Genomic DNA, 15,145 nt, shown 5'->3' on the forward strand with positions numbered 1-15,145 from the left:
AAAGCCTTGATTTCACAGGTTAGTTGCGGCTATCCAAACAATAGGCTTCAATATCTTTAAATTTTATTCGCTAGATATTTTGTAATTATTCTAATGACACAGATTAAGCCGGAAGTAAAGCGCACAGAAGAATTGCGCCAGTTATTGCAACAAGCCAGCTATGCTTATTACGTCCTAGATACTCCAATTATGGAGGATTCAGTCTATGACCAGCTATATCGCGAATTACAACAACTGGAAATTCAATATCCAGAGTTGACAGCACCCGATAGCCCGACTCAGCGCGTGGGTGAGAGACCAGCAACGCAGTTTACTTCGGTGCGGCATAATATCCCCCTGTACAGTCTGGAAAATGCGTTTAATATTGATGAGTTGCAAGGGTGGGATCAGCGCTGGCGGCGACAAGTACCGAAAATAGATTCGGTGGAATATGTCACTGAACTGAAAATTGATGGTTCTGCTTTGGCTCTTACCTACCAAGATGGGATTCTAGTTAGGGGAACAACTAGGGGTGATGGAGTGATGGGTGAAGATATCACCCAAAATGTGCGGACAATTCGCTCAATTCCCTTGCGTTTAAATTTTGAAGGGTTAGAGATTCTAGAAAGGGTGGAAGTGCGAGGCGAGGCGTTTTTGCCTTTGGAAGTATTTAAACAAATTAACGAGGAAAGGCAAAAAGCAGGGGAGCAATTATTCGCCAATCCCCGGAATGCCGCAGCAGGTACACTCAGGCAATTAGACTCGCGCATTGTCGCTAAACGGCGGTTAGCTTTCTTTGGCTATACTCTGCACATTCCTGGTAGAGATGATACCAGTATTGCTAATACCCAATGGGAAGCGTTGGAGTTGTTAGAAAAGATGGGTTTTCAAGTGAACCCAAACCATAAATTATGTGCCTCGATCGCAGAAGTGGCAAAATATTATGAATATTGGGATACGGAACGCTTGAATTTACCCTACATGACTGATGGGGTGGTAGTAAAGCTAAATTCTTTTAAACTTCAGGAACAGCTAGGGTTTACCCAGAAATTTCCTCGCTGGGCGATCGCGTTAAAGTACCCCGCCGAAGAAGCGCCCACCCGTGTGGAAAATATTGCTGTAAATGTTGGACGAACCGGGGCGTTAACGCCGTTAGCAGAAATGCGCCCTGTACAACTGGCGGGGACAACAGTTTCCCGCGCGACTTTACACAATAGCGATCGCATTGCTCAATTAGATATCCGCATTGGGGATACTGTTATTGTCCGCAAAGCTGGAGAAATCATTCCAGAAGTCGTGAGGGTACTCAAAGAACTCCGTCCTGCTGAGACTGAACCCTTTGTTATGCCTACCCATTGCCCTGTCTGCGATCAAGCAGTGGTGCGAGAATCAGGTGAGGCGGTGACTCGATGCGTCAATGCCTCCTGTGCAGCGATTCTCAAAGGTTCTATTGAACATTGGGTAAGTCGTGATGCGTTGGATATTAAAGGTTTAGGTGAAAAGCTGGTGCATCAACTCGTTGATAAAGTTTTAGTGCATTCCGTTGCCGATTTATATGAGTTGACAGCAGAAAAGTTATGTGCATTAGAAAGGATGGGGCAAAAGTCAGCAGAGAAATTAGTAGATGCGATCGCTCAATCAAAAAATCAACCTTGGTCAAGGGTATTGTATGGCTTAGGCATCCGTCATGTTGGCAGTGTGAATGCCCAATTGTTGACTCAAAAATATTTCACCGTAGAACAGTTAGCGACAGCAAAGCAATCAGATATTGAAGGAATTTACGGTATCGGTGCTGAAATTGCCCAATCTGTGTACCAGTGGTTTCGGATTGATGCCAACCAAAGGTTGATAGAACGTCTGCAAGCTGAAGGATTGCAATTAACTGCTCCAGAAGAAACAAAAGCATTTGGTGATGGTAATCAAATATTCGCAGGTAAAACTTTTGTAGTTACAGGCACATTGCCAACCTTAAAGCGAGATGAGGCAAAGGCTTTGATTCAAAAAGCTGGTGGCAAAGTGACTGATTCGGTGAGTAAAAAAACAGATTATTTGGTGGTGGGAGAAGATGCCGGTTCTAAATTAGAAAAAGCGCTCTCTTTGGGAATTACCCAGTTAAGCGAAGCGCAGTTGTTGGAAATGCTTAACGAATAGAGGCAGGGGGAACCCTATATAAAAGGCAATACGCTTGGGTTAAGCATTTTTTCTCTTCTCTCTGTTTCCTCTGCGCCTCTGCGGTTCGTTAAAAAAGTTGACTTTGACAAAGAGTTTGAGCCTTAACTGAACCGTATTGATATAAAAAGAGCGAAATTAAAGCAAGGCTAAGTTGCCCAGAGTCATCTGTAGCAAGCCCATAGGGTGCAGATGATTAGGCAGTTTAAAATTTGATACTTTTATACTACTGCAAATCGATAGGTTCAACGTATAATATTTTTCAAATGCGATCGCTTCCTTTGGGATGTAGCCATTAAGTGCAAACAACATACCAAAGGAAACGGACGAGTGTGAACATCGCCCTATGAATCAAACTATGGAGAATTCAGATGACTAACAAACACATTGAAGTCAAACAGGTAGCTGGTTTCATTGGTGCTGAAATCAGTGGCGTAGACCTTTCGCGCCCTTTGCACGATGATGCAGTTAAAGAAATTCGTCAAGCGCTATTGAAGTGGAAAGTCGTGTTCTTTCGCGGTCAGAACATCGATCATGCTGCACAGGTTGCATTCACGGCTCGTTTTGGCGAAGTGACCTACGCACATCCCCACGAAGATGAGCCGATAGAAGGTTTCTCAGAAATCTTACCAATTGACCGCAGCCGCTACGAACGGCGCAATGGTCTACGGCGTTCCAGCTACGAGAGTCGCTGGCATACCGATGTGATAGCAGTTGTCAATCCACCTGCGGCATCGATTTTGCGTGCAGTTAACGTTCCTAGTAGTGTACCAAGGTAACTTTGCTAAGTAAAACCTCTAATTGGTAAAATAGCCAAAAACGGGGTGTAACATGGCAAAAAAGTACATTGTTGACTTGAATGAAGATGAAGTTTCCCAACTGCAATCGATAATTAAGAAAGGTAAGCATAAGGCAAGAAACATAAGCCGTGCAAACATTCTTTTGATGGCTTCCGAAGGAGAAACGGATCAAGCGATCGCTAGCATAGTTAGAGCGCATGTTGCAACAGTGCAACGAATACGAGAAAAATTTGTCATTGGAGGGTTAGATTTTGCTTTAAAGGATGAAGTTCATCCACCAAAACATAAAAAATTAGATGAAAAGCAAGAAGCATTTTTGATTGCAACAGCTTGTTCTAATCCGCCAGAAGGAAGAGTGCGTTGGACAATGCAATTATTAGCAGATCATTTAGTGAACGTTGGTATCATAGATTCAATCTCAGATGAAACAGTACGTCAAACTTTAAAAAAAATGAAATTAAGCCTTGGTTGAAAGAACAATGGTGTATTCCTGAAGTTAACGCAGAATATGTTTTCCGAATGGAAGATGTGCTGGATTTATACAATGAGCCTTATGATCCTAAACGCCCTGTAGTCTGCTTTGATGAACGTCCAGACCAATTAGTAGAAGAAGTAAGACTTCCTTTGCCACCACAGCCAGAGCAACCTGAACGTTATGATTTTGAGTATAAACGTAACGGGACAGTAAATTTATTCGCATGTTTTCAACCCTTGGCTGGATGGCGGCATATCGAAGTTACAGAACGTCGAACTAAAGCCGATTTTGCTAAACAAATGAAAAATTTAGTAGATGTTTCCTACCGAGATGCCGATGTTATTCGTTTAGTAGTTGATAACTTGAATATTCATACACCCAATGCATTATATGAAGTTTTTCCACCAGAAGAAGCACGTCGAATTATTCAAAAGTTAGAGTTTCACTATACTCCTAAACACGCTTCTTGGTGAGCCAGTGCGTTGGGCGGGTTCCCCGACTTGAAGCAACTGGCGAACCCGAAGGGCTGAATCAGGTAGAAATCGAATTATCTGTTTTATCTCGCCAATGTTTAGAACGGCGTATTCCTAATGCAGAAACATTAACTTCTGAGATTGCCGCTTGGGAGAAAAAACGTAATCAGCAAAAAGCTAGTGTTTATTGGGGTTTTCAAACCAAAGATGCTCGCCGAAAAATGGAGCGTTTATATCCAAATTTAACATAGCAAAGTTAGCTTGGCAGACTACTAGTTTCGGTGGTGACACACAGTGGACTAACTTAGTCGCAGCCTACGAGGGTTTATCAGCACCCCTGCGGGCGCTTGCAGACGGATTGAAAGCCGAACATCGCTTCAATGCGCGTTTGAATCTGCCCAGCAATAGCAAGATCGCCCAGCGCATTGCTGCCAATCCACTGGTTTCAATTCACCCAGTAGTACGCGTTCATCCTGAAACAGGCGAACGAGCATTGTACGTGAATCCTGGTTTCACCTCGCACATTCTTGACGTGTCACGACAAGAAAGCGACCTGCTGCTTGAGTTGTTCTTCAACCAAATCACCAAGCCTGCCTACACCACTCGCTTCCGATGGAACAACGGTGACATTGCCTTCTGGGACAACCGCGCCACCTCGCATTTAGCCCCACAGGATCTAGATCATCTAGAAGTTGAGCGCGTACTCTATCGCACTACCATCACGGGTGACGTTCCAGTTGGGCCCGATGGTTTCCGATCGCAAGTGGTTGAAGGTGAAGCGTTCAGCAGCGAATTACCAACCATCTTGAAGAGCAGAGCCGATAAGCTAGAAGCAGAACCAGTGCTTTCGTAAGTAGTTAAAAGCTTATATACAAGGCTTTACCCACCTACGCGGGTTAATAACAAGGGGCACAAATCCCCTTGTTAATTTTTTCTGAGCCTACGGAGGTGGACGATAACCAAAATTGATCTGGATTGTACTGTTATATTTCTGAAGAATATTACCAAAACCTTGATAATATTGATAGCGATTGCGTTCAACTCTGGAACCCTAGTAGATCGTTGACCCTAAAAATGGTCAAAGGTAAATTTGGAGTTTTATTAAATAAAAGAAATGTCAGAAGAAAAGCCTATAAGTCCTTGGAACTACAAACCTTGGTGGTGTCAGCCCTGGTCTATAGTTCTCACAGGTGTAACAATCATTAGTGGTAGCTGGTTACTATTTAAAACTATCTGGCTAACCATTCTCGTCTCTATCCCTATAGTGATGTGGATGGGATTTTTTGTGTTGTTTTGGCCACAACTAATGATTCGCAGTGGGATTTTAGAGTCGTATAAAGACTAATTATAGAGAGAATTCTAGGTTTCATAATTCTTGCTTTTGCGTAACAATCCACATCAAATCTAACCACAATTGAGGATAAGCTTTTTTTATCTGCGATTTGGGATCGTACAACAGATTTGTAGCATTCAAGCAAACAACTTCAACTAGACCCAGATATTCTGCCACTTCTATCAGTAAATTTTTTTCTGCTACTACAGCAGCAATCAGTCTGTCAGGACAGTAAATCCTAATATATTTGGCGTGAGCGGTACACGCTCCTTTTAAGCTAGAATTTAGCACTTTTATATAGCAGTGGCGTAGTAATTCCCATACTGTTGGGTGAGATTGCTCCATAATAAGGGTAAATTGTTGGGCTAAGTCTTCTTCGGTAATCATTACTTTCTCGATTATTATTGTGCTAAAAACTGTAACTTCATATCTGCACAGTAAAGATGACGCAGCATTGCTAATGTTGTGTGCATTTTTATCTGAGTAAAATTTATCTATCTGGCATAATTTGTTGATAAGTTTTCTACGGCTTATGTTACTTTCCTATCAAGGATCAAAGCTGAAACCGATTACTAAAACCGTATCAATCGCTGCTTTATACCAAACTAATTGCTATAAAGCCAAGTTACTGAAAATAGAATTAAGCAGCCAGAATAACTTTTGTGCAAGTGGTAGATGAATCAAAGCAAAAATTTTGCCCACCGCAAGAAAGCTAGTGATATTTTGATTTTAGTTAAATCGACTATGGCTTTTGAAAAATTAGAGATTAAAGCAAATCAATCAGGACAGTCATCTACGCAGAGATCATCTGGACTGGGCTGCAAAATTAAGCGATCGCACATTTTTATTTTTGCCGTCAGTCTGCTTAATTGTCTGGCGCTCTCCTTCGCGCAGCCTTTGGCAAAGAACAGACCCGGAGGAGAGTTGCGAGGGTTGGAATCTAACTCTCGGAATTTCTCTGCATCCAAACAAACTATCAGTAGAGTTGTCGGGAAATAAAAGATAAGTGAGGCAATGCTGGTCTTGTAATTGGGATTCTCTTAAGCAGCCATCAAGTAGAAGTTCCATAATCCTGCTGCGGTCAGCATCAAATGGTCATCAAAGTTTTCAATCCGATTACGATAAATGACACTGGCGGCGTTGTAGCGCTTCACACCAGCAAAGGCATTTTCGCAAACTACACGGGATTGACTCAATTGACGATTCTCCGTTTTTTGAAGGTCACTTAACTTGCCCCCTTTGGGCTTTTTGTGAGGAAGATGGAGATTGTCATACTGCTTCTGTAATCCCTGAAAGCCCGAGTCTACTTCAATCGGAATTTCATCAGGCACACTACCTGCAATGTCATCTTCGTCATGAAAACGTTTGTCATGCAGTTTGCCTTCTCGTGCTTTGCTTAAGATCAAGACCCGTTTGGTTTCATCAACTGCCGCCAAGTGTTTACGCGTATGACGTTTCTTTTTACCGGAGTAATTCTGTTGTTGTTGTTCTCTTTCTTGAGGTCGCGCAATTGGGCGTTCTGTCCCATCAATCATCACTCGTTGCACTCCTGGAAAGCGTGACAAAAATGCTTCAATGCTTTCGAGATGGCGTTCCGGCAGCGCCATCTTCTGTCCCAAAGCCGCTTCTAATATTGGCTGCAATCGATGCATCCACTCATGTGCCTGGGAGCGATGCATATCAAAGAGCAGTCCCGCCACATCAAAGGTCGGATAACATTTGAAATAGAAAAGGATGAAAAACAATTTGTCTTGGGCTGTAAGTAAGCGGGCTTTGCGTCCTCCACCCAGGCCACGTTGACGAGGCTTGGCCTGTTGAGTATCTAGGTACATCGTGGTAAACGTGGGCAAAAGGGCATCAAATGCTTTCCGGTTCAACCCAGTTAATGCCCTCAACAGTCGGTCTTGCTTCAGCGCACCTTCAATATTCAGCATCATTCTTCCCTACCACTGCTGTCTATTCTCTCTTATTTCCCGACAAGTCTAGTATCAAAAATATCCAGTTTTGATAGAAACTCTGCCAGTATGATAAGTTTTGATAATTTTTAGTTGACAATGATAATTTTCAACATGGCTTTGGGTAGAAGACCTTGTAAGCATATAGATGCTCAGGGGATTTGCACAGTGAAAGTTAGGGTGATATGAACAATAGAGCAAACCAAAGGCATGAAGAACATCATGCAATACAATATTTCTGTATATTCAATCGAATGTTGATTTTCGTTGCAGAGATATTTATATCACGCAGCCTGGTTGCTGGAGAGTTAGCCCTGCGGTTGTTGCAAAAATTCCAGCGTATCGGACTTTCCTTGCTAAGGCGAGGACACTCATCTGTGAAAACACCAGTTGCCCCTCTATATAAAAATGAAGCAGAAAGGCTCAAAGCATTAGCAGACTACAATATTCTGGATACTCTACCTGAACAAGCATTTGATGACCTAACTGCTATTGCTGCCTACATTTGTAAGACTCCAATCGCTTTAATTAGCTTAGTGGATGCCGATCGCCAATGGTTTAAATCTAACATTGGACTAAAAGTTAGAGAAACGCCCAGAGAGTCGGCTTTTTGCTCCCATGCTATTCTGCACCCAGAGAATATATTAGTAATTCCCAACGCTATGAAGGACGATCGCTTTGCGAACAATCCTCTAGTCAAAAGTAATTCTAAAATTCGTTTTTACGCTGGTGCGCCACTAGTTACGCCTAATGGTTTTCCAATAGGGACGTTGTGTGTGATGGACACTGTTCCTCGTCAGCTAAGTTACCAGCAGTTGGATGCACTGCGCCGCTTAACTCGGCAAGCGATCGCTCAGATGGAACTCATTCAAGAAATTCGCAACCGTAAACAATCAGAGATAGAAGGAAGACAGTTATCGCTGACCGACGATCTAACAGGTTTGCATAACCGACGTGGCTTCTTCGTAATGGCTGAACAACAGTTGAAAATTGCTCACCGCATGAGATTGTTGTGCTGGGTGATCTTCATTGATTTAGATGGGCTAAAACAGATTAACGACACCCTGGGTCATGATATCGGGGATGCCTTGATTGTTGATGCTGGTCGATTACTCAAGCAAAGTTTTCGGAACTCGGATATTGTTGCTCGCTTGGGTGGAGATGAGTTCATTATTTTCATCTCCAGCTACTTTAAAGATGCTGATAGCATCCAAGCGTATTTGCAAATAAATATTGCCAACTTTAACCAACAGCAAAACCGTAGCTATGAACTTTCGATGAGTATGGGAATAGAGCGTTACTCACCAGGAAGTAATATGTCACTAGAACAACTAATTGCCAGGTCTGACGAATTAATGTACGCTCATAAGCGTCTCAAGCGGCAATCTATTTATCAACAAGAGTAGGGATTAGTGTTCTTTTATAACTTTTTTTATTAGAGAAAAGTACGCTGATTTCAAATTGGTGAATAATCTTCTTAATAAAAATAAGCTGTTTATCGCTGTTTATATATCAAATTGCGATAGCTTAACCATCTTTTTGAGTAATGATGTCTAAGTATCGGCAATATTATACAGCAGTAATATTATAAAAAAACAAAATATTTAAAATTAATTGGCTTAACCTAACTTTTATCCAATGCTAATGTTATTCGTTTAAAAACTTGACATCTAGTTCATTGCTAACAACAAACATACGAGAAAATCATGGCTGATACATTATTATTCAACCTCTCTAGTCTCAACGGCAAAAACGGCTTTGCCATCAACGGCATTGCTAGTGACTCATCAGGTAACTCTGTCAGCAATGCTGGAGATATCAACCATGATGGCATCGACGATCTAATTATTGGCGCACCAGGTACCGGAAAGAGCTACGTAGTGTTTGGCAGCACTAACGCCTTTAGTACCAATCTCGACCTTTCATCCCTGGATGGCAGCACAGGCTTTACTATCAACGGCAGTGCCAGTGACTCATCAGGCAACTCAGTTAGTAATGCTGGGGACATCAACGGTGACGGTATCGACGACTTAATTATTGGTGCATCAGGTGCAGCTTTGGGTGCCGGAAAGAGCTACGTAGTGTTTGGCAGCACTAACGCCTTTAGTGCCAACCTTGACCTTTCATCCCTGGATGGCAGCAAGGGCTTTGCCATTAACGGTATTAATGGGCGAAACTCAGATGGCATCTCAGACTCATCAGGCACATCAGTTAGTAATGCCGGGGACATTAACGGTGACGGTATCGACGACCTAATTATTGGCGCACCCAGTGCCTTATCGGGTGCAGGGCAGAGCTACGTAGTGTTTGGTAGCACTAAAGGCTTTAGTGCCAATCTCGACCTCTCATCCTTGGATGGCAGCAATGGCTTTGCCATCAACGGCAATGGCAGCGACTCATCAGGCAACTCAGTTAGTAATGCTGGGGATGTTAACCGTGATGGTATCGCCGATCTAATTATTGGCGCACAGGGTACTGGAAAGAGCTACGTGGTGTTTGGTAAGACTAGTGCATTTAGTGCGAACTTCGACCTGTCTAGTCTCAATGGCAGCAACGGTTTTGTCATTAATGGCAATGCCAATGACTTCTTTGGTGCCTCAGTTAGCAATGCTGGAGACGTTAATAATGATGGCATCGACGACTTAATTATTGGTGCATACAATGCTGCTTCTGTTGCAGGGCAGAGCTATGTGGTGTTTGGCAACAGTAGCGGCTTTAGTCCCAGCTTCAACCTCTCGAACCTCAACGGCAGCAACGGCTTTGCTATCAAAGGCATTAATGAAAATGATATCTCAGGCTTCTCGGTCAGCGCTGCTGGAGATGTCAATGGCGACCATATCGCTGACCTTATTATCGGCGCACCTTTTGCCTTATCTGCTGCTGGGCAGAGCTATGTAGTGTTTGGCAGGAGTAGCGGCTTTGATTCCACGCTCGACCTCTCCACACTCAACCCTAGCAAGGGCTTTGCCATCAACGGTATTAAGGATAATGATGTTTCAGGCATCTCAGTCAGCGCTGCTGGTGATATCAACGGGGATAAAATCGACGACTTGATTGTTGGCGCACTTGGTGCATCTGATGGTGCAGGGCAGAGCTATGTAATCTTTGGTACAAAAACACCGATCAATAACGCGCCAGTTGCCATCCATGATACTGTTACGACTGCCAAAAATACTGCCTTTTGTATTAAAGTAAACACTCTACTAGCAAACGATAGCGATATCGATGGCAACAGTCTCAAAATCACTAGTGTTAGTGGTGCAACCAATGGGACTGCGGTACTCAAAGATAACCACACTCCCAATAACTCGGCAGATGACTTCATCCTATTTACTCCAATTAGAGGGTTTAGTGGTGCAGCTACCTTTAAATACACCATCACCGATGGTCAACTAACTAGTACTGCTAAAGTTACTGTGGAAGTGGGCGCTCGCCTTTTTGGTGGCAAGGGCAACGACCATATAAACGGCACTCCTGGTAATGACTACATCAATGGCGGTAATGGCAGAGATTCCCTCAATGGCGGCAATGGTGATGATACCCTCTTGGGTGGTAATGGTAATGATATCCTAGTTGGCGGTAATGGTAACGATATCCTTGATGGCGGTAATGGTAATGACAGATTGTCTGGTGGTTTTGGTAAGGATATCCTCACAGGTGGCAATGGCAAAGATATATTTATCTTAGCTGCAACACAAGGTGGTGATAAAATTACTGACTTCACCAAAGGTACTGACTTAATTGGATTGTCTGGTGGTCTGAGCTTCGGTCAACTCAGTTTTTCTGGTAACAAAATTATCGTTACTGCTACTGATGAAGTTTTGGCAACACTGACTGGAATAAATACCACGACGTTGAGTACCGCTAATTTCACTATCGTCTAGAACATCGATTCAATAATCAAAAACCTAACCCCAAAACCCTCTTTCATACTCAAAGCTACATATATACACAAGTGGAGTTGGGAATCAAATGAACGGAAAAAAGGGGTTAGGTTTAGAAAGCTTAGATATTACAAAAAATACTGTGCAAACATCCTCCAAGGCAGAGTGAAGTGAATTTCTGGCAGCGATCGCATAAATTGAACTAACTTCGATGTTATACCTGCCCCTTCAGTAGTTAATTAGTATTTTTGAGATACTCGTGAATCCATCTCAGAACTCCGTTAACGAGTCTTTTATACTCGTGAATCCATCTGTCAAGGCTTGAATACCAATAATTCCCACTGCATAGATATCGTTGCTCAATTGTGGAGTGCGATTAGCTTGTTCACTTGGCATATAACGCATGAGTACCAATGGCTACGGTAAAAGTTGTTTGTCGTTGAGAATTAGACATCTGAGTACTAATTTGTTTGACAGCCCCAAAGTCAATTAGTACTATCTTGTTATCTGATGTTCCCCGCCAAATATTAGCCAACTTGATATCCCTGAGGGGGGAAACAAGGAATAAGGGACAAGGTGACAAGATGATTTGAGTAAGAATCTTGCAAAAAGTCTTTCCCGTTGTCCCCTTCTCCTCTTGGTAATTCCCAATCCCCAATTCTCAATTCCCAATTCCCAATTTTTAACTTATGAGTTTGAGTCTGTGCATGATTGTGAAAAACGAAGCCGCAACACTGCCTAAATGCCTGAACAGTGTCAGAAAAGTTGTGGATGAAATGGTAGTTTTGGATACAGGCTCAATCGATCGCACTCCCAATATTGCCCAACAACTCGGTGCAAAAGTTCATCATTTTAAATGGTCTAATGACTTCAGTGCTGCCCGTAATGCAGCTTTAAAATATGTTACTGGTGATTGGGTTTTGGTCTTAGATGCTGATGAAACTTTGACTCCAGGCATTGTACCGCAATTGCGAGAGGCGATCGCCAGAGATGAATACCTGCTCATCAACCTCGTTCGCCAGGAAGTAGGTGCTGAACAATCTCCCTATTCTTTGGTTTCCAGACTGTTCCGCAATCATCCAGATATTCGTTTTGACCGTCCTTACCATGCCTTAGTGGATGATAGCGTGTCAGCAATTGTAAATAAAGAACCTCATTGGCAAATAGGTTATTTACCTGGGGTCGCACTTGTACACACAGGATATCAAAAAAGTGCGATCGCTCAAAATAACAAATATGCCAAAGCAGCTACCGCGATGGAAGGGTTTCTTGCTACTCATCCCGATGACCCTTATGTTTGCAGTAAATTAGGGGCATTGTATGTAGAAACGGGGAAAATTACCGAAGGTATGGAGTTGCTCAGACATGGAATCAGCGTTGCTGAAGAAAATTACGATATTTTATATGAACTCCACTATCATTTAGGCATTGCTTACAGTCGCTTACAAAAATCCCCACAGGCGATTTCTCACTATAAAGCTGCGATCAAATTGCCAATTTATCCCATGCTCAAATTAGGAGCATACAACAACTTGGGTAACTTACTCAAAGCAGCAGGAGATTTCAACGGTGCCAAAACAGCTTACGCCACAACTTTGAAAATTGACCCTAATTTTGTATTTGGACATTATAATTTGGCGATGACATTTAAGGCTTTGGGTTTATTTACAGATGCGATCGTATATTATCAACATGCAATCACTTTAAATCCCAACTATGCCGAAGCCTATCAAAATTTAGGGGTAGTGTTGCTCAAAGTTGGCAATCATCAAGAGAGTTTAACAGCTTTTAGAAAAGCGATCGCTCTTCATGAAAGATATAATCCCGAAGAGGCAAAGAGACTACGCCAGGGGTTGCAAGAGATGGGGTTGATGTAGAGGCATGGAGGGGAGCAGGGGAGCAGGGAGTGGGGAGTATGGGGGAAAGATCGCCGAAAAAAAGCTGTTCTAAAATTAGTGTCAACATTATTTGCAACAGATGACCTCATTTCACCTCTGTTACCAAATTTTGTTTGCATTGTGGCGTGATAGCCTTAAAATTTGCCTCCCCTACTTCTCCCCGATTGTTATCTAATCTGAAAATATCAACCTAAAATTTTCAATCTAAACTTTTAGCTATAGTAAACCTTTCAATATTTTATGAATGAAGATACAAAGTTCTTTCGTATATTTGGTTCAATATTCGGCGGTGTTGGCAGCATAATTGCCGTTACGGGCATCATGATTGCATTGAATACTCGTTCCTTTATTACCTCAGCAATACCAGCACAAGGGACAATCATCGATTTGGTGCAACGTTCATCAACTGATAAAAAAGGTCGTTCTTCTTATGCCTACTATCCAGTAATAGAATTTACCGCCCGTTCTGGGGAAACAACGGTTTTTGAATCAAATTCAGGCAGCAATCCACCAGAGTTTACTAAAGGTCAGCAGGTAGAAATATTATACAGTCCTGAAAAGCCAAATTCTGCCATGATAAAATCTTGGCTAAGTTTATGGTTTTTACCTGTTATGTTAACTGGCTTAGGATCAATTTTTGCCTTGGTTGGAGGAGTTGTACTCATCAAGTCCTTTCCGCGTTTGATAAGTTCTAAGTAAAGTATTTTGGGAACTAATTTGAGGCTTGAAAATAAACTCCACCAGTTCTGAGTTGAAAAGGTGGAGTAAGAAATTGAAGAGTTAATAAGTTCTCTTCACAAATGACAAATGACAACTAAATACGTGACTTGACAAATTTCTCTAACCTATCCATTCCCTTTTCAATGGTTGCCATATCTGTAGCGTAGGAAAGGCGAATGTTGTCATCAGCGCCAAAAGCAATTCCAGGAATGACTGCAACTTGATGTTTTTCCAACAAAGCGTCACAAAATTCTAGGGATTTTAGACCGGTTTTGCTGATATCAGGGAACAGATAAAACGCGCCATCTGGTTTTGCGGTACTCAATCCGGGAATGGCATTGAGTCTGTCTAGCATTACCTGTCGGCGTTTGGCGAAGGCTTGGCGCATTTCTTCGACGCAATCTTGAGAACTTTGTAGCGCTGCGATCGCACCATATTGAGCAAAGGTACACACGTTAGATGTACTATGCCCTTGGATGGTACTTGCTGCTTTAATAATTTCCACTGGCCCCGCTAAATAGCCGATTCTCCAACCAGTCATAGAATAAGCCTTCGCAAACCCATTACTGATCAAAGTGCGATCAAAAATTTCCTTTCCAAGAGAACCGATGCTGATATGTTCTGCACCGTCGTAGAGGATCTTTTCGTAAATCTCATCAGAGACGACAAAGATATCTGCATCAACTACTACCTGCGCCAGTGCTTTGATTTCGTCTGGCGTGTAAACCATCCCTGTGGGATTAGATGGAGAGTTGAGGATAAATAACTTTGTTTTGGGGGTGATTGCTTTACGGAGTTGTTCGGGAGTAATTTTATAACCCGTCGTGGCATCTGTGGGTACAATTACTGCAACTCCACCGACTAAAGTCACCATTTCGGGATAACTTAGCCAGTAGGGTGCAGGGATAATTACCTCATCGCCTAGATCGATTAACGCCACTATCAAGTTGTACAGAGAATGCTTACCGCCATTAGTGACGATGACATTCTCCGACTTGTAATCAAGACCGTTATCATTTTTGAGCTTATGGGCGATCGCTTCCCTTAACTTTGGTTCTCCGGCTGCTGCACCATACTTGGTTTTGCCTTCATCCAAAGCTTTGACTGCTGCGGCTTTAATATGCGCTGGGGTATCAAAATCTGGTTCTCCAGCGCTAAAACTACAAACATCTATTCCTTCTGCCTTCAGTGCCTTAGCCTTGGCTGCGATCGCTAAGGTCAATGAAGGTGTTACCTGACTTACTCTTGCTGCCAGCTTCATTCTTACTATATTTTGGCAAATCTTTCACTTATCTAAGGATATCCCAGAATCATTACCGAGATTTGCTTTTTCTGAATTCGTTGGGCAATGGGGCATTGAACATGAAGAAGAGACAAGGGAGACAAGAGAGAGACTTGTTCAATAATTCCTCCTTGTCCCCCTTGTCTTCCTGCTCCCTATCCCTGCCCCCTACCTCTT

General features: G+C 42.6%; 12 protein-coding genes and 2 pseudogenes. 10 read left to right on the forward strand and 4 right to left on the reverse strand.

Annotated features, from left to right (window positions below; all coding sequences use genetic code 11):
* Nucleotides 1–93 precede the first annotated feature (93 nt).
* From ligA to NPUN_RS00940, 5 genes and pseudogenes are all read left to right on the forward strand, one after another.
* Entirely contained in the window at nt 94–2,130 is a 2,037-nt protein-coding gene (gene ligA / locus NPUN_RS00915; RefSeq protein WP_012406999.1) for an NAD-dependent DNA ligase LigA, read from the forward strand.
* 389 nt (nt 2,131–2,519) lie between these two features.
* Nucleotides 2,520–2,927, forward strand: coding sequence for a TauD/TfdA dioxygenase family protein (locus NPUN_RS00920; RefSeq protein WP_234711024.1), 408 nt, complete (start codon nt 2,520–2,522; stop codon nt 2,925–2,927).
* A 52-nt stretch (nt 2,928–2,979) separates the two neighbouring features.
* Nucleotides 2,980–4,147: pseudogene (locus NPUN_RS39940) on the forward strand (IS630 family transposase).
* Nucleotides 4,084–4,749, forward strand: coding sequence for a TauD/TfdA dioxygenase family protein (locus NPUN_RS00935; protein WP_234711025.1), 666 nt, complete (start codon nt 4,084–4,086; stop codon nt 4,747–4,749). Before NPUN_RS39940 ends, NPUN_RS00935 begins: the two are co-directional and overlap by 64 nt.
* Before the next feature lie 261 nt (nt 4,750–5,010).
* Nucleotides 5,011–5,241, forward strand: coding sequence for a DUF6737 family protein (locus NPUN_RS00940; protein ID WP_012407001.1), 231 nt, complete (start codon nt 5,011–5,013; stop codon nt 5,239–5,241).
* 21 nt (nt 5,242–5,262) lie between these two features.
* On the opposite strand, the gene NPUN_RS00945 is transcribed toward NPUN_RS00940, so the two are convergent.
* The gene (locus NPUN_RS00945; RefSeq protein ID WP_012407002.1) at nt 5,263–5,616 is read right to left on the reverse strand and encodes a hypothetical protein; all 354 of its coding nucleotides are present in this window, start codon (nt 5,614–5,616) and stop codon (nt 5,263–5,265) included.
* Nucleotides 5,617–5,904: 288 nt separating this feature from the next.
* Between NPUN_RS00945 and NPUN_RS00950 the strand changes: the two genes are divergently transcribed.
* Nucleotides 5,905–6,228 (forward strand): hypothetical protein, encoded by a 324-nt coding sequence (locus tag NPUN_RS00950; protein WP_012407003.1) that lies wholly within the window; start codon nt 5,905–5,907, stop codon nt 6,226–6,228.
* A 41-nt stretch (nt 6,229–6,269) separates the two neighbouring features.
* Here the strand turns inward: NPUN_RS00950 and NPUN_RS00955 are convergent, their stop codons facing one another.
* Entirely contained in the window at nt 6,270–7,166 is an 897-nt protein-coding gene (locus NPUN_RS00955) for a transposase (RefSeq protein WP_234710955.1), read from the reverse strand.
* Nucleotides 7,167–7,369: 203 nt separating this feature from the next.
* Between NPUN_RS00955 and NPUN_RS00960 the strand changes: the two genes are divergently transcribed.
* On the forward strand, nt 7,370–8,590 hold the full coding sequence (locus NPUN_RS00960) for a sensor domain-containing diguanylate cyclase (RefSeq protein WP_012407004.1): 1,221 nt from the start codon (nt 7,370–7,372) through the stop codon (nt 8,588–8,590).
* Nucleotides 8,591–8,890: 300 nt separating this feature from the next.
* The gene (locus NPUN_RS00965) at nt 8,891–11,068 is read left to right on the forward strand and encodes a beta strand repeat-containing protein (protein ID WP_012407005.1); all 2,178 of its coding nucleotides are present in this window, start codon (nt 8,891–8,893) and stop codon (nt 11,066–11,068) included.
* Nucleotides 11,069–11,380: 312 nt separating this feature from the next.
* On the opposite strand, the pseudogene NPUN_RS42915 reads toward NPUN_RS00965, so the two are convergent.
* Nucleotides 11,381–11,615 (reverse strand): annotated as a pseudogene (locus NPUN_RS42915) (protein kinase domain-containing protein); the annotation flags it as partial.
* A 142-nt stretch (nt 11,616–11,757) separates the two neighbouring features.
* On the opposite strand from NPUN_RS42915, the gene NPUN_RS00975 reads away from it, so the two are divergent.
* Both NPUN_RS00975 and NPUN_RS00980 read left to right on the forward strand, forming a co-directional pair.
* Nucleotides 11,758–12,945, forward strand: coding sequence for a glycosyltransferase (locus tag NPUN_RS00975; RefSeq protein ID WP_012407006.1), 1,188 nt, complete (start codon nt 11,758–11,760; stop codon nt 12,943–12,945).
* Between the two features lie 261 nt (nt 12,946–13,206).
* The gene (locus NPUN_RS00980; protein ID WP_012407007.1) at nt 13,207–13,665 is read left to right on the forward strand and encodes a DUF3592 domain-containing protein; all 459 of its coding nucleotides are present in this window, start codon (nt 13,207–13,209) and stop codon (nt 13,663–13,665) included.
* 115 nt (nt 13,666–13,780) lie between these two features.
* Here NPUN_RS00980 and NPUN_RS00985 read toward each other — a convergent pair whose 3' ends face one another.
* Nucleotides 13,781–14,947, reverse strand: a complete 1,167-nt coding sequence (locus tag NPUN_RS00985) for a pyridoxal phosphate-dependent aminotransferase (RefSeq protein ID WP_012407008.1) — start codon at nt 14,945–14,947, stop codon at nt 13,781–13,783.
* Nucleotides 14,948–15,145: the final 198 nt, after the last annotated feature.

Origin of the sequence: Nostoc punctiforme PCC 73102 (assembly GCF_000020025.1) — a bacterium.
In the GTDB taxonomy this organism is placed as follows: Bacteria; Cyanobacteriota; Cyanobacteriia; order Cyanobacteriales; family Nostocaceae; genus Nostoc; species Nostoc punctiforme.